A 22567-nucleotide genomic window follows, 5' to 3' on the forward strand; every position below is an offset into this window, starting at 1 on the left:
AGGCCAAAGGCAGTGTCATCGATTAGATGTGTCCTTCAACCTTTCGGGCTAAGTGGCCTCAAAGTGAGGCCAAAACTGTTCGCTATTTGCTAGCAAACAAAGCAATAATGTTTAAAACTCAACTGACATTTAGAACTGATAACCATAGCTGAGCATGAATTCGGCAGGAGCACCGTAACCAATCTGGTTCGTGCCAGATGTGCCATTAGTCGCACCTAGAATGTATTTCTCATCAAAGACGTTATAAACATTCGCTTGGACTTTATGACGACCCGTGGTGTAAGCCGCCATCAAATCAACCGTGGTGTAATCCCCTAATGCGACCGCTTCATTATTACCTGCATAACGATCACCGACGTATTTAACACCACCACCTAAACGCCAGTTATCATCTAACTGATACGTGCTCCACAGCGAGAAGAGGTGGTCAGACACATCGTTTGGTTTTTTACCTGTATCTTTATCTTCAGCATCAAGGAAACTATACCCAATCGAAATATCCCACTGCTCTGAAATCTGACCGCGAGCTTCCAGTTCGATACCTTGGTGACGCGCTTCAATCTTGCTGATCACATCCCCGTCAGTATTGGTTTGCGGTTGCTCTTGATCAATTTGGAAAACCGCAGCATTTAGCATCAATGCGCTATCCAGTAGATAAGCTTTTGCACCCACTTCTTTTAGATCGGTATGGAAGAATTCAGCCAACTTAGGGTTGATATAAATACCGGAATAAGGCAACTGCCATGAACGGGCTAAGCTTGCATACACAGACATATCATCTGTCACGCGATAGACTAGGCCACCACGGTAGCTAACTTTGTTATCGTCAAGGTTCTCTTTTTCTGCGCCGAATTTTTGCTGTTCAAGCTCCATGGAGTCATAACGCACATTACCGATCACTGAAAGATCACCAAAGGTGTAGACATCTTGAATATATACGCCTGTCGTTGTTGTGGTGTTGTCTCGGAAAGGTTTGAAGCCTGGATCGGGTGTTGGGCCTGCGACAGGGTTGTATATATCTTTCGGTGGTAAGGTTTTGTCGCTTGCGAGCGTAAGATCGATATTGATTTGGTTGTAGTCGGCACCAATCATCATTTGGTTGGATTCGGTTTCCCAAACAAGCTCAGACTGTAATGTTGTTGTCGTTCGAGGGTCGTAACCAAAATTATTTACGGTTTGAGAGACTTGATCCCCGGTTACGGTCCCTTGTCTCGTCCCTTTTTGTTCTAACTCGATATGGTTGTATGCTGCGCGGTTTGTCCATACCCAGTCACTGTTCAAGTGCCACTCATAATTAATACCAACGCGAATACTATCCGATTCTTGATAATCATTGGTACCGCCGTAAAAAGTACTTTCGGATACATCGACTGGTTTACCATTTTTGGATGGAACGCCACGGTAAGGCACTAATTCTTGGTGAGCATATTCAACGTCGAGATCAATAATGTGTCCATCAGAAGGCATCACTCGAATCGTTGGGGCGATAAAGAAATCGTTAGAATCCACATGATCAACATAGGAATCCGCTTGGCGGTGCTCAACGTTAATGCGTCCATTTACCTTGTCAGAAAACGCCATTGAACTGTCTAACTGGCCTACAAATTGGCTATTGCTGCCCACACTGCCTTTAACACTTGTAAAGTTATCACCGTTAGCACGCTTAGTGACTAAATTAATAATACCACCGGCAGAACCTCGTCCATAAAGTGCACCTGCAGGCCCTTTCACCACTTCAACACGCTCGATATTCGCCAGGCTTCGGTAGGACTGTAAAGTTCCGTCGTCACGCATCCCATCTCGATACATGTCATTAAGTGCATCAAAACCACGAATAACGAATTGGTCTCGGCTGCCTTCACCTAAGGTATTATTCACACCCGCAACACCATCGAGTGCATCCACTAAACGTACCGCGCCTCGGTCTTCCATTTCTGTCTTTGTCACCACAGAAACCGCTTGCGGAACATCCAACCATTCAACATCCGTTTTCGTTCCCGACTGCGGCATATGCTCAGCATATCCTTCGTATTGATGACCAATAACTTGCAGTGTTTCATCCACAATAACCTGTTCTTCAGCGGTTGCAGTTGGAATGATAGTCACGCTCGTCAAGACTCCACCAATTGCTAATGCAAGCGGAGACAAGGGCAATTTCATGTTCATTTACTAATTCCATTTTAGTTTACAAAATAACAACGACGCGAATGAAAACAAATATCATTTATATTTGCAATAAATATTTTTTGATCTATATTTGCGTGGCAATATGCAACAGAGCTATTAATAGTGTTATCAATAAAAACAATAAGATAGAAAAATACTCTTCACTAAAAACAAGAAAGAGACCACTTGAAAGTAAGTTGTGAGCAGGTAACGACAACCTTTGGAAAATTAGGAAAGCTCAATGAAATCTACGATTATTATCGTAAGTCATGTCGTGAATGATGCTGTCACTCACGGCTTCGTACCGACAGCAAAAGCCATGGGTCTTCACGTCACTTTGGTCACAGATCACAAGCTCAACCATCTAAAATTGAGAAACAATGACGAGCGTTTTAGCCCAGACGCCATTCTTGAATGTGATGTATTTAATCCACTTGCACTTATCGAAACCATCACCGAACAAAATCTGAAACCTAGCGCTGTTTTTAGTAACAGTGATCACTTGCAAACCTCTACCGCCATATGCGCTCAATTCTTCGGTTTGCCAGCAAAAGATTGGACCGTAACGTTACAAGCAAAGAACAAGCACCTCACTCGCCAAGTTCTGAACGAAAAATCTTTGCCCAATGTGCAAAGTGAATTGATCTACCACGACACCGACTCTACGTTGAACTTTACGTTTCCTGTCGTCGCCAAACCCAGAGAGGGCGTGGCAAGCCTAGACGTCCAGCTTTGTAACTCTAAGATTGAACTGGAAAGTTATTGCGAGCGCTTTTGGCAGAAACACCCAACTAGCCCGATCTTGGTTGAGGATTTTTTGCAGGGACCGCTTATCACCGTAGAAACCTTGGGAGACGGAGAAAACTTTACGGCACTTGGTGGGTTTGATGTAGATCTCTCTGAGCCTCCATTCTTTATTGAAACCGGTGCCACTTGGAATGGCGGCAACAGCACTCAATTTAAGGATGAGTGCGTCAGGCAGTTACAGGCATTTGGCGTCGGCTTTGGTGTTTGTCACAGCGAATTCATCATCACAGAGTCAGGCCCAGTATTAGTTGAAATAAACTATCGGAGCATTGGAGATGGTAGAGAGTTCTTACTCGACAATCTAAGTGGTGGGAAATGGTTTAGCACCATCTTAAGCTTACATCTTGGCAACAAGCTAGATCCTTCATTCCAAATAGCTGGCAGTGCAGATGTCCACTATGTTGTCGCAAAGCAGAGTGGCGTCATAGAGGGAACATCCACGTCTTTCATTCATCAAGATGGGGATATTGTCATACAGCAGCAAGTGCTCAAACACCCAGGTGATACCTTCCTACAAAGCTTTTCAAACAAAGATTACTTGGCGCGAATTTCTATAGTGTCGCCTTCAGGACAAGCTCTAGATGCGGTTCTTCAACGCACCATTTCTCGATTCAATCTAACACCAAACAACGAGGTGACCGCATGAATGGCAATGCTTCATACCTAACTCAGCGACTCGTGGATACTTGCCTTCGTGAAGACCTATTTGGCTTAGTGTCTAAAAGTCAGTTCAAAGCTAAAGTTTCTGCCGCTATTACTGTTTCGAATTATCCGAGTGAACAAGTATGGGCTGTCTTTTCACATTCGGATTTCACGCTTTATCTACCCGTGACTCCAAGTTACTACATGCAACGCTGGGTATACGGTTCTCCAAATGATATGGCTTGCAATGGTTGGATCATCGAGGAAAAGGGGCAGGTTAAACTTCAACACGACTATCATGATTGGATTAAATTACTAAAGGCATGTGCACACGAAAGCTCTCATCCATTGCTAGACGGTTACTTACAGGAACTGGAATGTGCGGAGGAACACAAAGCACTATGTGATAACGCTTTCCAACAACATTCTGAATCATTGATCCAGCCGATCTCTCAACTACAGCATTGGCATCAAAAACTGCTGCGCGCTGATCAGATCGCGTCATACCTTGATCACCCTTATTATCCAACCGCCCGCGCAAAATTTGGTTTGAGCGATACAGACCTCGAACAATATGCGCCAGAGTTTGCACAAAGCTTCGCTCTACGTTGGCTAGCGATTGATAAGTCACTCGTCACTCTGACCAGTTCGCAACCACTATGCTGGCCTACCATGGAGCAAGTGGGTCTACCGGGCAACTTTGCTCTGAGTCATCACTTATTCCCGGCCCACCCATTGACACTGCAAAGCCTTGAGTCTCTTCCCGAAGGAATTATTGAAGCCCCTACTCCATACCTTGATGTAACGCCTACACTATCAGTACGTACCGTCGTCGTGGATTCTGCACCACACATTCACATCAAAGTACCGCTTATCATGCGTTCCCTAGGTACCAAAAACATTCGCTTAATCAAGCCTTCGACTCTTTATGACGGACACTGGTTTGAGTGCCTGTTAACGCACTTAGAGCAAAGTGATACCGATTTACAAGGCACGCTATTTCATTGTAATGAGAAACACGGTGGTCACGTAGGAGACGACAAGAGCTTCGCTTACATCGTACGTGAATATCCATTAAACCGTTCGCAAGACAAAGCTCTCGTTCCTGTTGCCGCGCTTGCTAGCCCAATGCCCGATGGACGCTTGTTCTTAGAGCACCTCGCTGAGCAGTATAATCACAACGACACGTTAACTTGGTTTAAGGATTACGTTGACCTACTTTCGAAAGTCCATCTGAGATTATGGCTCCGCTACGGCATCGCATTGGAGTCCAACCAACAGAACGCCATTATAGCGTTCGATGCGCAGGGAAAAATGACCCTAGCGATGAAGGACAATGATGCAGCGCGAATTTGGCCTGAGCGATTTAAAAACTTTGAACACCTCTCACCCGTTAAGTGCGATCAATTACTGGATCAGCGCATCAAAGTAAACGATGAGCTGGCTCTTGGCCAGATGTTCACTACCATCACGTTACAGCTCGATATTGCAGCGATTGTTGAAGCAATGGCCGCGCATGCAATTGCGCCATCTGCTGACCTATACAACATAGTGGCAGCTAGCCTCTCACGACAGTTAGAGCAACTTCGTAATCAAGGTCATGACGTAACACTTGCCAACAAGATGCTATTTGAATCACCGAACCTGTATGCAAAATATTTATTGAGCTCAGGCAGTTTGCTCTCGAAAGAAGCCTCCGGCGCTAGCGATATCAACAAATTCTATGGGTTATCGGCTCCTAACTTCTTACTACTTACCAATGAAGAAGCACAACACGCTTATTTAGAATCCATCAAACAGAGCGTGAGCTAATCCAACATGACCAAACTCATATATTGCGTGCTGCTCTGCCACTTCATCGCAGCATTTGCAGCCTTAGGCATGCCTCTGTTTTTACCTATGGTATTACCGACACTTGGCGCACATATTGATTCAGACTGGGCTGGCATTTTGTTTATTTTGCCAACTTTTTGTACTGCGTTAGCTGCACGATTTTGGGGGCAGTTTGCTGATAAATTTGGCAGACGTCGCTCTCTATTACGAGCCCAGTTAGGACTTGCTGCGGGATTTGCTCTGTGTGGTTTAGCAGACAATCTAGCGATGTTTGTGTTTGGTCTTATTGTTCAAGGAACCTTTGGCGGTACCATGGCCGCCTCTAATAGCTATCTATCAAGTCAAATTAAAGACGCAAAAACCCTCGGTACCTCACTGAATAAGACCCAGCTTTCGGCTCGTTTGGCATTGATTGTCGCGCCCATCGGCCTAGGTTGGAGCTTATCGGAGACAAATCCGCTGAATGCGTATCTGTGGTTGTCTGCCTTACCCTTGTTAGCATTGGCAATCACACTAACGCTCCCTGCTGATAGCATCGTGAAATTGGATGCGGATAAAGAAGTTAAAGGCCAAAAAACAATTCAAACAGAACAAGCAACACAGAAGCCCGTTCACAATCTCTACTGGGTATTCGGTGCACAGTTCTGCTTTGCTTTTGCTATGGTCGTCACCTTCCCGTACTTCTCACCTTTTGTGCAGCAATACGGGGTAACAACCCCTGCATGGATAGGCTTTTTATACGCCCTTCCACACGGTGTTTACTTACTCTTTGCCGGAAAAATTCATCTGTTTTCAGAGTGGCTCAACCGCCGTCATCCACAAAATACCTTGTACCTTGGTTTTGGCTTGCTCTCAGTCAGTACTGCGATACACCTGATACCCGACCAAACAACGCTGATCATCGCACGAGTTGTTTTTGGACTTGGTATGGTCTGTTGCTACCAAGGGCTGCATCAAGCCTTAGCCAACCAAATCGACCGACAGCAAAGTGGCAAGATATTTTCGCGCTTTGATGCCATGTCTAAATGGGGCGGTGTTGCCGCGGGGCTAAGCGCGTCTTTTATATCAAGCTTGGGCTGGCTTGAGGTTCCTTTCTTACTTTCTACTTTGATCAGCTTTAGTACTGCTATCGCAATGATCATTCTTTCAAAATTTGGACATCGACATGTTAAACACTCATTCATCTCCAACTAAGAACCAAGCTAAGAACAATGCGCAGATAAACCTCAGCCAGGTTCAGCTAAATCAAGAAAAAGCCCAATTAAATACCATTATGGGTGTAGTGAACTGTTACCTTCGTGAATATGCAATACCCAATAATCAAGTTGAATGGAGTTTCAGCTCGGCATCACTTCCGCAGACATTAAAAAGGAATTATGTAGCCCAGCAACGCGTGGCAATACACCTTCCTCAGCAGAACCGGGCACACGAGAGTGACCTGTTAGTCTTACCTATTGAATACATGAGTAAGCTAGGAAAAGTAAAACTTTCGGATGCACCTTGGTTGAAAACAGCCGGAGCTGGCTGGTCTAAATTGGACGCGACTCAAACCCTGACACTGTTGCTCAACTACCTTAAACAAATGTTGATGATCCCGTTCAATAACGAATTGGTTGAACAAATGCAGAACAGCTTACTGGTCACCGAACAGTTCCTAAATGCCGACAATCCTCATCAACAGCACAATGCCTTTATCGCTTCAGAACAGTCGCTACTCTGGGGACACACTTTTCATCCAACACCAAAAAGTCGCTCTGGCGTAAGCATGGATGACTTGCTGGCTTGTTCCCCAGAAGTTGGGGCGCAAGTACCTCTGTATTGGTTTGAGGTGGAAGCAACTTTACTGGATGTATTACGCTCAGATACGCGTACATCACCTAAAGCGATGCTCGAACAATTGGCTCCAAGAGAAAGTGATTCAGAATCAAAATTACTTTATCCGTGCCACCCTTGGGAAAGCTACACACTTCTACAAAATCCAGCAGTTCAACGTGCGATTGAACAAGGAAAAATAACACCATTAGGCTTAAGTGGAGACAAACTGTTACCCACTTCATCTGTGCGTACTCTTTATCACCCAGATATGGAATGGTTTGCGAAGTTTTCCATCAATGTGCGCTTGACCAACTGTGTTCGCAAAAACGCATGGTATGAACTCGACAGCGCCGTTCAGCTAACCTCTATTCTACGTTCGATAAAAGAGGGCGAGCAGCTGCGCAACCCTGTATTCAAGGTGATGAGTGAGCCATACGCAACGACACTGAATCTAGGATCGATTGCTGAGCAAGAGCATGACGACATCATTAAAGCTCGTGAATCATTTGGCATTTTATATCGCGAAAACTTCACACTCAGCGAAATCGATATTCTACAACCGACATTAGCAGGTTCGTTATTTGCATATGACCGAGAAGGAAACAGCTGCATAGCTACCCAGTTAAAACAGAAAGCGATATCAACACAGAGCCAGTATGAAAATCTCGCAACCTTGTGGTTCGAGCGCTACTTACACTGCTTGGTTCCAGGTGTGTTTAACTACTACTTCAAACATGGAGTCGCATTTGAGCCTCATCTACAAAATACGCTAATTGGTTTAGAAAAAGGTATGCCATGTTGCGTGTGGATTCGCGATCTAGAAGGTACAAAGTTGTTACCTGAATTTTGGCCATCAGAGAAATTACAACAGCTTTCAGAAAGAGCCCGACAATCGGTTTACTACAGCCGAGAACAAGGCTGGAATCGCATTGGCTACTGCACCTTTATTAATAACATCAGTGAAGCCATATTCTTTATTGCTGAAGAAAACGCCAAGCTTGAAGAGACATTATGGAGATCACTGAAAGCAGCTATCGTGCGCTGGCAGTCGATCAATGGCAAACAGCCAGAGTTAGTCTCCTTACTTGATGGCGGCTTTTTCCCAAGTAAAAACAACTTCACCACTCGTTTGATGCAAAATGCCGACAAAGAGTCAGGTTACACACTCATTGCAACACCGTGGACGGCTCTAAACAAGGGACAAAGTCATGACTAACCCAACTCAACTTCCTTCGTACATTGAGCAAGAAGTAAAGCAGCTCGCGACGCAGCAAAATCAACCATTGTGTGCTTACCTGTATGACCTAAATGCACTTGAACAGCACATCAAACAGATGCGCCATGTATTACCTAAAAATGTGGAACTATTTTATGCCGCAAAAGCGAACCCTTCAGCACCAATATTGAAAACTTTAGCACCGTACGTTGATGGTTTTGAGGCAGCATCTGGCGGAGAACTTAGCCACCTTCAGCAGCAAGAGCTTAATAAACCGCTGATCTTTGGTGGTCCAGGTAAAATGCCAAGCGAATTAGAACAAGCAATACAACTTGATGTCGATGCCATCCATGTCGAAAGTATTACGGAACTTCAGCGAATCGGAGCTTTAACACAAAAGTTGAATCGACCCGCTTCCATCTTTCTGCGCATGAATATCGATATTGGGGACATCACGCTCAGCAAGCTAGCCATGGGGGGAAAACCGACTCCATTTGGTTTCGATGAAGCTGAGTTGGATAACGCCATCATGCATCTGCGTGATTTCCCATTGATAGAGCTGAAAGGCTTCCACTTCCACCTAATGTCACATCAACTCGATGTTGGTCGTCACTTAGCACTCGTTCAACGTTACTTCCAAGTGGTTAAGCAGTGGAAGAAACAATACTCGCTTGAAGACCTCATTATTAACCTGGGTGGAGGCATGGGGATCAATTACCAAGATCCTAGCCAACATTTCCCGTGGATAGAATTTTGCGACAAATTAGAATTCTTGATCGCTGAAGAACACATGCAAGATTGGAAACTACGCTTTGAGTGTGGACGATATATTTCTGCGCCTTGCGGCTACTATGTGATGGAAGTGTTAGACATCAAACAGAATCTTGGTGAAAACTTTGTGATTGCTCGTGGTGGCACGCACCATTTCCGTACACCAGCAGCACAAAGCCACGATCACCCTTTTACTGTCATCCACAATCATCAGCACTCGACCATTTCGAATCCAATCCAACACACTACTGCCAATTTAGTTGGTCAGTTATGCACACCAAAAGACGTACTCGCTCGAAACCAAAACATTGAGTGCATCGACATCGGTGATTATCTTGTGTTCACCTTAGCAGGAGCATATGCATGGAACATTTCTCACCAGAACTTTTTGATGCATGAGCCGCCTTTATTCCATTACTTCTAAAACCAAGGCTATGATGGTGATACAACGTCGCTCATGCTCCAAGCGACTAAACATCTATACATATCAGCTGTAGAGAACTATAAACATAAAAAAGCGAGTTCAATTGAGCTCGCTTTTTCATCTAAATTCATGATGTATAGCGATAATTATTACTTAACTGTTTGAGTTCGACCGCTACACATTGTTAAATAGCTCAAAATTTTTAGTTCTGAGTCCACTATGGCAACCATCAAAGACGTCGCGAAAGAAGCTGGCGTATCCATTGCTACCACTTCACGAGTTCTTAACAACGCTCCACACACCAGCGAATCGGCCATTATTGCTGTAAAAAAAGCGATGAAAAAATTGGGCTATCGTCCCAATGCGAACGCTCGAGCATTAGTGAGCAAATCTTCTAATACTATCGGTGTGCTGGTTAATGATATGTCGGCACCTTTCTTTGGCTCAATGATCAAAGCCATTGATACCATTGCGAGTGAGCAAGAAAAACAGTTGCTGGTGGGCAGCGGTTACCATGACGCCACGAAAGAGCGCAATGCCATCAACCTTTTGATCAACAGCCGCTGTGAATCATTAGTCGTTCACAGTAAGGGGATGTCAGACGCAGAACTCACCAAACTCGCAGATGAAATACCAGGCATGGTGGTTATCAATCGTGTTGTTGATCAGATAGCCGCGCGTTGTGTTGCTCTTGATAACCGCCAAGGTTCCTACATCGCGACGGAGCACCTTATCCGCAATGGCCATAAACATATTGGTTACCTGTGCTCTAGTCATGATATCGACGACGCTCGCGATCGCCGTGAAGGATATTTGAATGCCCTGCGTGATAATGGCATTGAACCTCGCGAAGAGTACATTCAGTATGGTGAGCCTGACGAAACTGGTGGCGAGCAAGCTATGGTCGATTTAATGGCTCGCAATACACCAATCACAGCCATTGCGACTTACAATGACTCAATGGCAGCAGGATGTATGACTCTGCTTCAAGAAAATGGTGTCCGAATTCCTCAAGATATGTCAGTCATTGGTTTCGATGATGGTCATATTGCACGCTACATTTACCCGCGATTAACCACCATTCGCTATCCAATCCAAGTGATGGCAAACGAAGCCGTCAAACTCTCACTGCAACTCGCAAACAAGGAAGAAATGGAGAAAAAAGATCGCAAGTTATTTATGCCGATCTTGGTGCAACGTTCTTCTGTTGGTACTGCAAACATAAAGGACTAAGGGCACTATTGCGCCCTAAATGACACGGAATTATGCTCAACTACATATCAAGTAAAGCCCCATGGTTACTCATAGCATTTTGCTTTCTAGGTTTTCTCATGCCTAGCCTCTCAATGCATGTCTTTGAAGTATTACCGTTTGTCCTATTCTTTTTGATGTTCTTTACCTTAGTCGGCCTCGATCAAAAAGCGCTACTTAAATCCCTGATACGTCCAAAGGGCTGGCTCTATGCTGTGATACACACCTTCGGGATGATGGCTCTTTGTGGAGCGGCGATAATGATTTTTAGCTTAGATCAGGATCTCGCATTGGCGATGTTAGGAGTCGCTGCTACTGGTTCCCTGTTTGCAACACCTGCAATTGTGCGCTCCATTGGCTTGGATTACTTTTCAGCCATGACATATACCATTACTTCTACGCTATTAAAGCCTGTGGCTCTCTACGCAACGCTGTGGTGGACATATGACGATCACTTTGAACTAGACATGCAGGCTTACTCAATCAAGTTAATAATCTATATCATCGGCCCTATTATCCTCTCTTTTTTGATCCACGCCTGCGTTGATCAATCTAAGATCAAAAAAGTGCATACTGAGCTAGCTAAGTACAACATCATGCTGGTGTTTCTTTTCCCACTCGGCTTGATGGGCGATTATCGTCAATTATGGGATACAAACTCAGAGTTCGCGCTACAACTTTTCCTGCTGGCTTTCGTTTTATGCCTGAGCTTTTTCGTTGCCGCTTACCTCATATTCAATTTTACCGATCGCGATGGTGCGAAGATTGCCGCAATCACATCTGGAAACCGAAACGTGCTCCTCACCTACACCATTGCAGGTGCCTATCTAGGTCCTCTATTTTTGCCTCTTGTTGGTGCTCTTCAGCTTCCAATTTACCTACAGCCTTTGTTGATCAAGCGCCTAATGAAATAGTTCAAAACGTGAGCCTGTATTACGGCTCGCGTGACCACTTTCGAATTGACTCAACCTTGCCTCTACTTATTGGATTAAGGCGCAGAGTTTAAACCTGAAACCTGTAGACAGGTCAAACGAGCTCAAACAAAAAAGCAGCTCTTATTTGAGCTGCTCATAGAAAGGTCTTAACGCCAGAAATTGACTAGAGCACATCACGCAGGTTCTTACGCTCTTCGATCTCTTCCTGCTCGGGGATGGTCCCAGACAGTGTAATGGATTTTGGCGCGGCTTTAATCCGAGTCGTCGTTCTAACCCCTTTGCTACTAGCACGTGCTTTCGGATTGTATAGCTCAGGGTTTATCGTCAGACTTTGGCGTACCTCAACCGCAAACTCTTGATTCTCGTTTTCCGGTAGATAATTACTTTTCAGATACTTAATCGACATTAAGTCTTTGCTGCGTTTTAGCGTGAATAAGCACTTAGTCAAACGCATTACTGATGTAAGCCCTGCTCCAGACGCCATGGTTATCTCTTGATTACCACGAATTTCATCTTTATTGACGTGATGCACTAGCAATAGGCTCGCACCTGAGTCATTGGCTAGTGACTGAAATACATTCTTAATCAGTCTGTCGTGTTTCACTTCCTCACATCGCCCGATTGCTTCTGTTACGGTATCGATAATCACTAGATCAAATTGAGCAAATGTTTCTTTAAGTTGAACCAAGTACTGCTGATGCTCTATTTGTTCTTGGTGTGAGCAGTCAGGCGGTATAACGATAGGCTCAATATCGGTCATAAAGTGCAAGTTATTCTTCAGTTCAGAGCGTATTGTCGGCGTACAACTTGCTAGCTTATCTTTCATTCTGGTTTGTATAACACCTGCCCCATCCTCCGAACTCAAAACCAGTGTTTTAGCGGGTTTATCGGCCGCGCTCATACCCAATAGGGTCATCGAAGAGGCGTGTTCCATAGCAATACACAGTGCTAAGTGAGATTTACCAACATTTGGGGCCGCTATCAACATCCCCACATGACCTTTAAGTAAACCTTTTAGGCTAAAGCTCATTTCTTGACTTGCACGTGACGACATCAGCGTATCAAGAGATTGAGTTATCATGATTCACTTTCTCCGATATAGAAAATCTGAATACCGTTGCCGACATCTCGGAACTGTAGGCTAAAGTCTTTTTCAATTTGTACTGCATTCGCTAACAGGTCTTTTCTAAGATCGCTACGGAAGCTGTGGCTAACTTTTGAAGCTATAGACTGAATATAGCTATCTAGCGCCCACTCAAACTTCTTGTTATGAAGAAACTCAGCTTTATGTGTAGTTATGTACTTTAAAAATGAGCGGACTGATGGCTTGCTGTAGTTCGTCATTTTGTGTTGTTCGAGGCGGTAATAGTAGCCATGATCACGAATGGCCTGTAGCAGACGCATATCAGGAACCAAAAACACATGATTGGTTAAGTTCTTGGTTGTCTTACGACCGGTCTTGAATTTGCTACGATCACAATAGAAGCGGTAATCTTGTACAAATTCCAGTGGTTTTTTACCTACTACGTTTTGATCATCATCGAGTTCATTGATCACTAGATGTGCAGTTGCCAATTGAGTGATTCTACGCTCAATTTGATCATAGTTAGCTCTTGTAGTTGCCATTCCCATTCGCGTAGCCAATTCATACATACTCATCGAGAGAACTGTTGCGTCTCGATCAATAAATGAATCAAAGCCATCCTCCTGTGTATCCGATACATCGCCATCGGTAATTGTTTGATATACCTGTGACCAGGTCAGCCGAGCACCTGCTTCATAAGAAGAATCATCCAATTGGATGGTTTGTGCGTAGGCCAACATTGTTTCTAAGATATCGCGGTGAGGTTGCAGTAAATAGTCAACATGAAGATCAACTCTAAAATTTTTACCGTAGCTATTGATGTTCACACTTTCTAATGGATAGTTAAGATCCGTACCACCATTCTGCGCAATCTCAACCAACTTAGACTGCATAGTTGATGTTAACCGAGATGCGGGATGAAAAATCGTTGCTCTAGAAAACAAAATGGATGAGATGAATCGATTCTTTCGATCTTCTTCATTAATAACGGTTAAGCTGGATGATGAAGTCATGATCATTACCTATGGATACGATTTTATCAGTCTAACAGAGATCTTCGATTAACTCATTAACTTCGGTAAATATCCATATCAAATCGGTAAATGTTGATAGTAGATCACAATAACCACCTATAAACATCGGCAGATGTTTAGTTACTTCGGTAAATGTTTAGTTCTTATAGGTTGATCTTTATTTACCGATCTCTTCCCTTATGATGCGTGTTGTGGTTACTTTATAGGCTTGGATCGCTTGATGATCATTGACCTTTAGCAAATTAAGATCTTGATTCATGTGCGATCGGTTAATGTTGATATTAAAACAATCGGGATCGGCAAATGTTTATATGCTAGATCGTCTAATGTTATTAAATTTTCGGTAAATATTTATATCTAATCGGCTAATATCTACGTTTAATCGGTAAATGTCGTTACTTAAAGCGTTACACTAAGAAACTAGAACCTTTAGGATCTAGTTTCAAAACAATACCAACTTCACTTAGGTTCTGTCGGTGACTCAAAATCTCATCACAAAACTCAAGAGAGTTTTGCAATGAGCTGTTGAGTTTATCGACAAACTTCAGTTGTTTAACACTCTTTTTGTTCATCATTTGTTCTTTTTGAGATCGGCGGTATTTTTCTTTCAATGAACGAAATTAAATTCATTGTGTAAGATCGTTAAATGTCATTATCTCTATGTCGTTAGATATAAACATTTAACGAAGTAGATTGATCTGAGGAAGATTTACTGTAGGTTTTATGGTGTTTTGATCTTAATGTTCAGATCATGGTGATATGTGTTATATCAATATTGATTGATCATCAGTAGTCAAAGAAATACGTAGTTTAGTATGTTAATTTTTTGTCAATGTTCAGGCTGAACATTAACCGATTATTGATGATATTGTGTTCAGTATAATGGTCATAATATAGATGTTCTTGATGAGTTTTAGTTTGTTGTTTTTAATAAACAATATCCGTCACAACTAATTAGTGTATTGTTCTTTCTGTATTCGTAACTATATAAAGATAGAATGAATACTAGGTTACACCGTAATACTTGCACTGTGATGAGATATCAAGCGCATTCACTTATTGTTATTAAATCTAATGTTTAGTTTGAACATTGACATTAGTCTTGTCGATGTCGCTTTGTTATAGATGAATAAAAGCCAGCTTAAGTTACTCACTTAGCTGGCTTTTTAATTTCAATTCTAGATTAATAATCTAGTGTGCCACGAATTGGGTAATGGTTATTAGGATCTCGTATCCAAGCTAAACCGCGCGTTAATGCTCCTAGTTCTGGACGCACAAAAGGATTATTTGAAATATCAACGACGTGTAACTCCCCTTTCTCATTAACGATGAATAATCCTGGCTCTGCAAAGTTATGATCGGTTTCTTGTTCTGAGCGTGGAAGCGAAATGTAGACGCCTAGCGTTTTCATTTGTTCTTCGGTGAGTCCGTAAGCGATTGGGAAAGAGATATCGAGTTTCTCTAATTGCTCTTGTGCTTGATGTTTTGCGTCTGCAGAGACTGCAAGAATATCAACACCTGCGTCGTTGAAGGCTTGCTTGTAGTTTTCAATCTCATTGAGGTATTTGGTACATAATGGACAGTGCTTACCTCTATAGACAAACACAGCTTGCCATGTCATTCCTGACTTTGGTTCACCTAAGGTGACATTTGTTCCGTCTAGTAAAGTAGCATTAATAGTAGGAAACGAATCCCCTGCTTTGAGTTTATTTGATTGCCCCATTTGGTTCCCTTTTTATCGAACTTGAATTCTTAAACCACTTCAAATATAGAAGTGATTCCCTTTAGCGACAAGCAGTTACCATTTAGTAACCTACCCCACCCATCACCCACATGAGGCGTTTTTTTGTCAATGTTCAGGCTGAACACTGACAGGTTTGATCGTCGTTTCGCTGCACAAATTGTTTTTGTACAGATGTTGCTCGATAGGCCACATCAAATCACTAAACAATGTTATATGCTTTTAGTTAAACAGAACTAATCAATTAGTCTTCGAGGTCCCTAATGTTTACAAGCTTGGTAACATCAGAACTCCCTGAAGAGCTGTATTTATCTGATACGGTAAGACAGGGAGAGAAACGAGTCGCAGACCTTCTTGGTATATCGATGTATGAATTGATGGAGCGAGCTGGAGAGTCGGTATTTTCTGTCATTCAGCAAAGGTATGAACATTGTCGTCATATTCTGGTGGTTACTGGAACGGGTAACAATGGCGGTGATGGCTATGTTGTTGCAAGACTAGCATTGGCGTCAGGATACAAAGTGACCTTATGGCAAGTTGGTTCATCTCAAAAGATAAGTGGAGATGCGAGGTCTGCAGAGCAACTCTTTCGATCTGCTGGCGGTAAAGTGTACGAACCAAACTTTGAACTAGACGATAGTATCGATCTCATTGTTGATGGAATTTTGGGGACTGGGCTAACTGGCAAACTGAGGGAGTATGCTGAGTCTGTCATCACCACATTAAACAAGTCTAGCTGCCCTATCATCTCAATCGATGTTCCATCAGGGCTAGATAGCGATACCGGTAGACAGCTTGGAACGACGGTTAAGGCAAATGCGACTGTCACCTTTATTGCCCTCAAAAGAGGCTTAGTTACTGCTCAAGCTCGAAGTCATGTTGGGGAGTTGCTGTTTGCAGGGCTAAGTGTAGATAGAGCCTTTGCTGATCATAATGCACCAAATGCTTTGCTCACGAGTGCAAGATGGCGAGATAGGTTGAAAGCTGGAGCACAAGACTCACATAAAGGTAGCCACGGGCGTCTATTGGTTGTTGGCGGCGGTGACGGCATGAGTGGTGCTGCGTATCTCGCCGCTGCAGCTTCGTTGCGTTCCGGGACGGGGTTGCTGGCCTCTATTGTTTATCAATCTAGCTGTTTCCCTATGCGTTCTTTGTTACCTGAAGCTATGGTGTCAGATGTTGAGCAATTATCAGAAAGACTAGATTGGTGCACAAGTATCTGTTTGGGTGTGGGTTTAAGTCGACTTGATTGGGGCAAACATGCTTATGATGAGGTGATGAGTCGAGCTTACAACGTACCTAAAGTGATAGATGCGGATGGCTTGTATTGGTTAGCTCAAGATAACCTAGATGCCCGCATGATAGCAAATACTGTTATTACGCCCCACCCTGGTGAAGCCGCGATGTTGCTCAATTGCAGTGTCAAAGACGTTGAAACCGATCGTTATCTTTCAGTTGAGAAGCTATGTCAAAAGTATCAATGTGTCACTGTGCTCAAGGGAGCGGGAACCTTAATTAGTGATGGTAAAAAAACGGTAGTATGTCACGCAGGTAATGCTGGAATGGCGACTGGTGGGATGGGTGACGTACTTGCCGGTGTTATCTCGTCACTACTGGCACAAGGTTATAAACCTATTGATGCAGCAATATTAGGTAGCGTTATTCACAGCATGGCTGCTGACCACAATGCCAGTAAGTATGGACAAGTAGGTATGATGGCATCTGATGTATTAGATTCTCTTCGTCATATCATTAACTGTTGAGATGGATAATCTTGAGCGGCTATTTTGTCTCGCTTTTTGTCAATGTTCAGGCTGAACATTGACAAAATTAAACCGCAATTTATTGTCGAAAGTTGCTCTCTAATTGAAGTTCGAAACAGTCGATGTATATAAACTCACTCCGATTCAAGAGTTTGATTTTTGCTTGTCTAATGTGTGGTGACACTAGGAGAACTCAGATCCCAAGTGAAAGATGTCGCTTTCTCTGAAAGTGTCCAGAGTCTTGCTGCCATCTCTTCATCCAGTGCAATTCTATCAAGGTCATTCACGTCTACTGGGCCAACTGTGTCAGCGCGTTTAGTTGGGCCATATAAAGTTTCTGTCGTTAATCCATCTTGTGTCGCACATAGTAACTGGGGCCACGCGCCTTTCTCAGCTGATTGAGCTATAACTCTCGACATGACGGCCCATAACACTTTGTTGAATGTACTCGCAGTGTCCTTTAATAAGTTGGTTCTGGAGGCTCCGGGATGACATACATGAACTTGTACCGGTTTGCTCGCACGTTGAAGACGGCGCTGTAGCTCGTAAGCAAACATTACTTGAGCGAGCTTGCTTTGAGCGTACGAGTCCCATGCTGTGTATCTATCGTTGAAGTCAATGTCTTCAAATTGAATGCGTTTCTTACCCATTTTATATGCGGTACTCCCAACAACGACGATTCGCCCGTTACTTTCTTCTAAACGTTGATATAGCAATCCGCACAGTAAGAAATGACCGTAATGGTTAACGCCTAGTTGGCTTTCGTATCCATCACTAGTGAACTCTTGCTTTGCGACTTGAGCTATGGCGCCATTACAGATAAGTGCATCAATTTTCGCCGTTTTTTCAAGCAGTTCCGATGCGGCTGTTCTGACTGAAGTTAAGCTAGCAAGGTCCATCCGTATAAAGCTGACGTTGATATTTTGGCCCAAGCTAGCTTTAAGATCAGCAATGGCTTGTAGTGACTTATCTCTATTTCGGTTCATCATTATGACTTGAGCGCCTTTTGATAGGAGTACATGTGACGCTTGAAAACCAGTTCCACTGTTTGCTCCAGTAATCACATAGGTTTTTCCTGAAAGAGAACCAATCTGATCGGGTGTCCAACCTTTGTTACCGAATTGCTTTGTTGTCATTATCGTAACCTCATTCTGCATATGAAAATGTGTTGAGACTAGAGCACTTAAGGTTAAACGTGCGTGCACTGTCGATGATAGTATTTCTGGATGAAATGAACTATAACTCTCAGTGAGTGTGAATTGTACGCGGATTGATCTCTAAAAATTGCCTATTTATATCGTTGTGGTGTTAAGGAAGAAAAGATGAAGCAAAATCTAAAAGATTGGGTTGCCAATCGACTGACAACAGATGGCATGATTGAAAGCAGAATTAATGGGGTGCATTTATTCAAAGTAACGAACGCAGTACCTTGTGCACCGGCGATTTATGACCCAGCTTTGATTGTTATATTGAATGGAAAAAAGGAAGCGATACTAGAAGGTGACCGATATGTTTACGACAGCAAACAGTACATGTGTTGCGTCGCTTCACTTCCGGTAGAAGCCGGTACGCCAGAAGCATCAGTAGATGATCCCTTAATCGGAGTTTATGTCTCTCTTGATACCAAGGTTATGAAAGAACTGACTATTGAAATGGAAGAGACAAAAGGGTGTGAATCTGGTTTTCAATCATCTATTAACCCACAGAGCCTAATGCTTTCAGACTGGGATGAAGAATTTACGGATGCATTATATCGCCTTGTAACCATAAGTGACAATGTCACTGATTCTGTGGTGTTAGGGGAAGGTCGCTTACGAGAGCTTTATTATGCGGTGTTAAAAGGAGACTGTGGCCCTTCAGTGAGGAAAGCGTTCAGTGTAGGTAATGGTATCGCGCGAGCTATTGAGCACTTATCGATGAACCTGGAGAAAAACGTTTCGATTGATGAACTGGCATCGTTAGTTGGGATGAGTAGGGCAGTGTTGCATCGTAAGTTTAAGCAGGCAACAAACATGTCTCCCATTCAGTTCATGAAATCGATGCGCCTCAATAGTGCTGCAATGAAAATTGCGAAGGGCACAAATGTCAGCGAGGCTGCTATGGAAGTAGGTTACGTGAGTTCATCTCAGTTTAGCCGAGAGTTCAAACGTCTATATGGGCAATCACCGAAGCAGTGGGTTCAAGCAAAAGGGTTGGTCAATAATATTGCATGATTTCTTGACAGTGAGTGAATGAGACAAATGGGCAAGTTTTAAAGAGTATGTCACCTAGCGTAAGAGTTCGCTCACCGCTAATCTTTATCATCTATTCGATAACGGTTAGTGATTATGAAAAAGCGTATTTTATGTATAGGAGTTTGTATGGCTGTGACTGCTGCATCATCTGCGAATGACATTAATAAAGAACTGTATGACTTGGAAGAAACAGTTACAGACAAAGAAGGAAATACTTATCGCACTGTTACTATCGGTGACCAGGTATGGCTAGCGGAAAACTTACGGAGCACCAAATTTCAAGACGGCTCTGATATTAGGTCAGCGGTTATTCCAGAAGACGCCCCAGAAAACTTATTGAAGTACGGCAGGTTATATGACTGGCATGATGTCTCCGATCCTAGAAATATTTGCCCAATAGGGTGGAGAGTTGCCAGCGATAAAGATTGGATGGCACTAGAAAAAGCGATTGGTATGCCAAATGAAGAACTTGGTGTAGAGGGCTGGCGAGGCGGGGAGAACAATCTAGGACTTCAGCTGAAAGAGTCCCAAGTTGATGGGCCATTTAAAAAAATTGATAAATCACAGCTCAACAAGCAGCGGTTTTTTGCTCGACCTGCCGGAGTAAAGTGGAATGGTTGGTACATCACACAAGGTGCGTACAGTGAGTTCTGGACTGGAAGTAGTGCGACGGAAAAGAAAGCGTATATTCGCACCTTGGCGTACTCGTGGTGGAATGCACACAAAGGCGAAATAAGACGTGCCACGAGTTCCAAGGACTACATGTTTTCTGTACGGTGCGTGAAGATTTAGCGATATCAATGGGTATTTCGAAAGTGAGGGCGTGTCACGACTCTCATCGAAATCGTGAATAATCCTAAATGTTCGTGAGAATATTTATTACTGTAGGGGAGTAATAACGACAATGTTCAGCCTGAACATTGACAATTTTTAGTGCATTTTTGAGTTCTGCTTGTGATGGAACTTGTGTGAAATCGTACCTATTGGCTAAAGTCGTGATAAAGGGACAGTGTCACATTTTTGTTCGTATGTCTTTTGTTCCCGCTATTGTTGATATGGGTCTACGCTAAATAGTATGACTCATTAATATGAATGCTATCAAAGAGCTATAAATGGACCCATTGACGCAAGGGATGCTGGGTGCAGCATTGGCATTGTCAGTAAGCAAAAGAAAGAACTTAAGGGCAGTGGCAATACTAGGCGGGATATCTGGTATGGCACCTGACCTAGATGTACTGATCAGATCGAGCCACGACCCTCTGTTATTCTTGGAGTATCACCGACAGTTTACTCACTCTTTGTTGTTCATACCTTTCGGTAGCCTCTTCTGCGCTCTGGTTCTGTATAACATTTTTGCTCAAAGAAACGCTCTAACTCTCCTTCAAACATGGTTCTACTGTGCATTGGGTTACAGCACTCATGGTGTACTGGACGCTTGCACCAGTTATGGGACGCAGTTGCTCTGGCCAATATCCAATGAGCGTATTTCCTTAAACGTTATTTCTGTTATCGACCCTATGTTTACGCTTCCTTTGATGGTGCTGGTTATTGGTGCCTTTTGGAGGTTTAAGCCCAAGCTCGCTCGCATTGCTATGAGTTGGGCGCTTGTTTATCTGACCATCGGTGCGGTTCAAAAACAGAGAGCGGAAACCATTGGGTGGGAGATAGCACTTAAACGGCAACATACACCGGTAATGTTGGAAGTAAAACCAACCTTAGCGAATATGCTTCTTTGGAAAGTGGTTTATGAATTCGATAACTCTTACTTTGTTGATGCAGTCAGGGTTGGAGTTCATGTCAAAACTTATCCTGGCGAATCTGCTGCTAAGCTTGACGTTGTTACTGATTTGCCGTGGGTAGCCGAAGAAAGTCAGCAGATGGCAGACATTGACCGATTTTCTCGGTTCTCTAGTGGCTTTCTTGCGTTAGACCTATACGACCAGCAACGGATTATCGATGTGCGATATTCTATGGTGCCGAATAAAATCGATGCACTCTGGAGTATTGAGTTATCTCCAGATGCCAATTTCAGTGACCATGTTAAATACGTGGTAGACAGGGAAGCACCACCTGAGTCGAGAGACGCCTTTATCAGCATGCTCTTGGGACGAGATTAGATATCCAGAAAGAAGCTTGGTGATAGGTTAACTATTCCGGAACGGGGTTGACCGCCGCCCATGATGACGGCTCTCCATCGGTCGTTAATGGGAACACCTTTTTATCTGGTTTTGCGTAGCTTAAACGGTTAATACGTTGCGTCCTATGGTAACTATCTAGTCCAGAAACTGTGACAGTACCCAACGCATCAAGGTCGAGAAAGCCATCATGCATAATCGCCATTCGTGGAACATGAATGGTGTTTACTTCCCCAACCAGCATAACCGTGTCATTGCTTTTTATGTCGATACGTTCAGTCAGAGTTAACGCGATTTTTAATCGGCTTTCTAAAACGAATGGAGCTGGGCAATTACCGTCATAATATGGTGTGAGGCCTACTTCTTTAAACTCAGACGCCGATTTAGGATATCGAGCCGATGTCTGATGTGATTGTTGGAAAATCTTATCGTTGACGCTGTTGACTGTGAACGCCTTGGTTTCAATGATGTTTTGAAGCGTGTGTCTTGGCGTTTTACACGGACGCACAATAAAGCCCAAGAGGGGAGGGTGTGAGCCTAAGTGGACGACAGAACTCACTATTGCGAGGTTCTCTTGCCCTTGTTGGTCTCTAGTCCCTATAAGATTCACGCTTTTAAATCCCGATATCGAGTTGACCAATCGAGTACGAAAACGCTTCTCCATGGTTTGAATATCTTTGTGTGAAAAAGTTAGCTCTCTCATGTGTCTATCCGTA

18 protein-coding genes are annotated in these 22567 nt (G+C 43.4%); 11 read left to right on the top strand and 7 right to left on the bottom strand.

Going from position 1 to position 22567, the window contains the following annotated elements; all coding sequences use genetic code 11:
• Positions 1 to 129: 129 nt before the first annotated feature.
• Entirely contained in the window at positions 130 to 2166 is a 2037-nt protein-coding gene (locus OCV50_RS22785; protein WP_261905283.1) for a TonB-dependent receptor, read from the bottom strand.
• Between the two features lie 241 nt (positions 2167 to 2407).
• Here OCV50_RS22785 and OCV50_RS22790 point away from each other — a divergent pair, with 241 nt between their 5' ends.
• From OCV50_RS22790 to OCV50_RS22820, 7 genes are all read left to right on the top strand, one after another.
• Positions 2408 to 3619 carry an ATP-grasp domain-containing protein gene (locus OCV50_RS22790; RefSeq protein ID WP_261905284.1) on the top strand — a complete coding sequence of 404 codons (1212 nt, stop codon included), beginning with the start codon at positions 2408 to 2410 and terminating at the stop codon, positions 3617 to 3619.
• Positions 3616 to 5427 (top strand): IucA/IucC family protein, encoded by a 1812-nt coding sequence (locus OCV50_RS22795; protein WP_261905285.1) that lies wholly within the window; start codon positions 3616 to 3618, stop codon positions 5425 to 5427. Before OCV50_RS22790 ends, OCV50_RS22795 begins: the two co-directional genes overlap by 4 nt.
• Positions 5428 to 5433: 6 nt before the next feature.
• Positions 5434 to 6642, top strand: a complete 1209-nt coding sequence (locus OCV50_RS22800) for an MFS transporter (protein WP_261905286.1) — start codon at positions 5434 to 5436, stop codon at positions 6640 to 6642.
• The gene (locus OCV50_RS22805; RefSeq protein ID WP_261905287.1) at positions 6614 to 8479 is read left to right on the top strand and encodes an IucA/IucC family protein; all 1866 of its coding nucleotides are present in this window, start codon (positions 6614 to 6616) and stop codon (positions 8477 to 8479) included. Before OCV50_RS22800 ends, OCV50_RS22805 begins: the two co-directional genes overlap by 29 nt.
• Complete coding sequence (locus tag OCV50_RS22810; protein WP_261905288.1) at positions 8472 to 9674, top strand: type III PLP-dependent enzyme; 1203 nt, start codon at positions 8472 to 8474, stop codon at positions 9672 to 9674. The genes OCV50_RS22805 and OCV50_RS22810 overlap by 8 nt, the downstream gene beginning before the upstream one ends.
• Before the next feature lie 219 nt (positions 9675 to 9893).
• On the top strand, positions 9894 to 10907 hold the full coding sequence (locus OCV50_RS22815) for a substrate-binding domain-containing protein (RefSeq protein WP_239842658.1): 1014 nt from the start codon (positions 9894 to 9896) through the stop codon (positions 10905 to 10907).
• 98 nt (positions 10908 to 11005) lie between these two features.
• The gene (locus tag OCV50_RS22820) at positions 11006 to 11839 is read left to right on the top strand and encodes a hypothetical protein (protein ID WP_239842657.1); all 834 of its coding nucleotides are present in this window, start codon (positions 11006 to 11008) and stop codon (positions 11837 to 11839) included.
• A 184-nt stretch (positions 11840 to 12023) separates the two neighbouring features.
• On the opposite strand, the gene OCV50_RS22825 is transcribed toward OCV50_RS22820, so the two are convergent.
• The 4 genes from OCV50_RS22825 to OCV50_RS22840 form a co-directional block, all read right to left on the bottom strand.
• Complete coding sequence (locus tag OCV50_RS22825) at positions 12024 to 12941, bottom strand: helicase RepA family protein (protein WP_261905289.1); 918 nt, start codon at positions 12939 to 12941, stop codon at positions 12024 to 12026.
• Positions 12938 to 13963 (bottom strand): hypothetical protein, encoded by a 1026-nt coding sequence (locus OCV50_RS22830; protein ID WP_032550802.1) that lies wholly within the window; start codon positions 13961 to 13963, stop codon positions 12938 to 12940. Before OCV50_RS22830 ends, OCV50_RS22825 begins: the two co-directional genes overlap by 4 nt.
• A gap of 422 nt (positions 13964 to 14385) precedes the next feature.
• Positions 14386 to 14550 (bottom strand): hypothetical protein, encoded by a 165-nt coding sequence (locus OCV50_RS22835; RefSeq protein WP_261905290.1) that lies wholly within the window; start codon positions 14548 to 14550, stop codon positions 14386 to 14388.
• Positions 14551 to 15161: 611 nt separating this feature from the next.
• Positions 15162 to 15701: a redoxin family protein gene (locus tag OCV50_RS22840; RefSeq protein WP_239842653.1), complete on the bottom strand. Its 540-nt coding sequence runs from the start codon at positions 15699 to 15701 to the stop codon at positions 15162 to 15164.
• Between the two features lie 281 nt (positions 15702 to 15982).
• Here OCV50_RS22840 and OCV50_RS22845 point away from each other — a divergent pair, with 281 nt between their 5' ends.
• Entirely contained in the window at positions 15983 to 17482 is a 1500-nt protein-coding gene (locus tag OCV50_RS22845) for an NAD(P)H-hydrate dehydratase (protein ID WP_261905291.1), read from the top strand.
• 167 nt (positions 17483 to 17649) lie between these two features.
• Here the strand turns inward: OCV50_RS22845 and OCV50_RS22850 are convergent, their stop codons facing one another.
• The gene (locus tag OCV50_RS22850) at positions 17650 to 18618 is read right to left on the bottom strand and encodes an SDR family oxidoreductase (RefSeq protein WP_261905292.1); all 969 of its coding nucleotides are present in this window, start codon (positions 18616 to 18618) and stop codon (positions 17650 to 17652) included.
• 186 nt (positions 18619 to 18804) lie between these two features.
• Between OCV50_RS22850 and OCV50_RS22855 the strand changes: the two genes are divergently transcribed.
• From OCV50_RS22855 to OCV50_RS22865, 3 genes are all read left to right on the top strand, one after another.
• The gene (locus OCV50_RS22855) at positions 18805 to 19695 is read left to right on the top strand and encodes an AraC family transcriptional regulator (RefSeq protein ID WP_261905293.1); all 891 of its coding nucleotides are present in this window, start codon (positions 18805 to 18807) and stop codon (positions 19693 to 19695) included.
• A gap of 114 nt (positions 19696 to 19809) precedes the next feature.
• The gene (locus tag OCV50_RS22860) at positions 19810 to 20508 is read left to right on the top strand and encodes a fibrobacter succinogenes major paralogous domain-containing protein (protein ID WP_261905294.1); all 699 of its coding nucleotides are present in this window, start codon (positions 19810 to 19812) and stop codon (positions 20506 to 20508) included.
• A gap of 320 nt (positions 20509 to 20828) precedes the next feature.
• The gene (locus tag OCV50_RS22865) at positions 20829 to 21833 is read left to right on the top strand and encodes a metal-dependent hydrolase (protein WP_261905295.1); all 1005 of its coding nucleotides are present in this window, start codon (positions 20829 to 20831) and stop codon (positions 21831 to 21833) included.
• Between the two features lie 31 nt (positions 21834 to 21864).
• On the opposite strand, the gene OCV50_RS22870 is transcribed toward OCV50_RS22865, so the two are convergent.
• The gene (locus OCV50_RS22870) at positions 21865 to 22554 is read right to left on the bottom strand and encodes a flavin reductase family protein (protein ID WP_261905296.1); all 690 of its coding nucleotides are present in this window, start codon (positions 22552 to 22554) and stop codon (positions 21865 to 21867) included.
• Positions 22555 to 22567: the final 13 nt, after the last annotated feature.

This window comes from Vibrio fortis (assembly GCF_024347475.1).
Taxonomy (GTDB): Bacteria; Pseudomonadota; Gammaproteobacteria; order Enterobacterales; family Vibrionaceae; genus Vibrio; species Vibrio fortis.

Excerpts from the sequence above, each read along its gene's own strand:
- OCV50_RS22785 (WP_261905283.1), bottom strand. The coding sequence starts at position 2,166 with ATGAACATGAAATTGCCCTTGTCTCCGCTTGCATTAGCAATTGGTGGA.
- OCV50_RS22790 (WP_261905284.1), top strand. The coding sequence starts at position 2,408 with ATGAAATCTACGATTATTATCGTAAGTCATGTCGTGAATGATGCTGTC.
- OCV50_RS22795 (WP_261905285.1), top strand. The coding sequence starts at position 3,616 with ATGAATGGCAATGCTTCATACCTAACTCAGCGACTCGTGGATACTTGC.
- OCV50_RS22800 (WP_261905286.1), top strand. The coding sequence starts at position 5,434 with ATGACCAAACTCATATATTGCGTGCTGCTCTGCCACTTCATCGCAGCA.
- OCV50_RS22805 (WP_261905287.1), top strand. The coding sequence starts at position 6,614 with ATGTTAAACACTCATTCATCTCCAACTAAGAACCAAGCTAAGAACAAT.
- OCV50_RS22810 (WP_261905288.1), top strand. The coding sequence starts at position 8,472 with ATGACTAACCCAACTCAACTTCCTTCGTACATTGAGCAAGAAGTAAAG.
- OCV50_RS22815 (WP_239842658.1), top strand. The coding sequence starts at position 9,894 with ATGGCAACCATCAAAGACGTCGCGAAAGAAGCTGGCGTATCCATTGCT.
- OCV50_RS22820 (WP_239842657.1), top strand. The coding sequence starts at position 11,006 with ATGCCTAGCCTCTCAATGCATGTCTTTGAAGTATTACCGTTTGTCCTA.
- OCV50_RS22825 (WP_261905289.1), bottom strand. The coding sequence starts at position 12,941 with ATGATAACTCAATCTCTTGATACGCTGATGTCGTCACGTGCAAGTCAA.
- OCV50_RS22830 (WP_032550802.1), bottom strand. The coding sequence starts at position 13,963 with ATGATCATGACTTCATCATCCAGCTTAACCGTTATTAATGAAGAAGAT.
- OCV50_RS22835 (WP_261905290.1), bottom strand. The coding sequence starts at position 14,550 with ATGAACAAAAAGAGTGTTAAACAACTGAAGTTTGTCGATAAACTCAAC.
- OCV50_RS22840 (WP_239842653.1), bottom strand. The coding sequence starts at position 15,701 with ATGGGGCAATCAAATAAACTCAAAGCAGGGGATTCGTTTCCTACTATT.
- OCV50_RS22845 (WP_261905291.1), top strand. The coding sequence starts at position 15,983 with ATGTTTACAAGCTTGGTAACATCAGAACTCCCTGAAGAGCTGTATTTA.
- OCV50_RS22850 (WP_261905292.1), bottom strand. The coding sequence starts at position 18,618 with ATGACAACAAAGCAATTCGGTAACAAAGGTTGGACACCCGATCAGATT.
- OCV50_RS22855 (WP_261905293.1), top strand. The coding sequence starts at position 18,805 with ATGAAGCAAAATCTAAAAGATTGGGTTGCCAATCGACTGACAACAGAT.
- OCV50_RS22860 (WP_261905294.1), top strand. The coding sequence starts at position 19,810 with ATGAAAAAGCGTATTTTATGTATAGGAGTTTGTATGGCTGTGACTGCT.
- OCV50_RS22865 (WP_261905295.1), top strand. The coding sequence starts at position 20,829 with ATGGACCCATTGACGCAAGGGATGCTGGGTGCAGCATTGGCATTGTCA.
- OCV50_RS22870 (WP_261905296.1), bottom strand. The coding sequence starts at position 22,554 with ATGAGAGAGCTAACTTTTTCACACAAAGATATTCAAACCATGGAGAAG.